This is a genomic window from Lysinibacillus sp. RU7, assembly GCF_057837305.1.
Genome location: NZ_JBYQFK010000327.1, coordinates 1 through 233, shown reverse-complemented (window position 1 = coordinate 233; position 233 = coordinate 1). Strand labels below are relative to the sequence as shown.

Sequence of the window (233 nt, the reverse complement as noted above, 5' to 3'; positions counted from 1 at the left end):
CATTGATAATATCCAGATCAGTTAGATAACAAGTTTCCAGAATTACTTTCACAATTACCTTGTGAGAGTGGCAGAGCTTGACGATCGTTTCCATTTCTCTTCGAATGTAATCAAGATTTTTGTCTTTTAATTGACCAATATTTAGAACGTAATCAATCTCGTCGGCACCATTTTCGATCGCGTTTTTTGTCTCGAATGCTTTGCTTTCGATTGTAGTCTGTCCGAGCGGAAAA

At 37.3% G+C, this 233-nt stretch carries 1 pseudogene; it reads right to left on the bottom strand.

Annotated features, from left to right (window positions below):
* Window positions 1–233: pseudogene (locus tag AC3II9_RS22585) on the bottom strand (deoxyribose-phosphate aldolase); the annotation flags it as partial.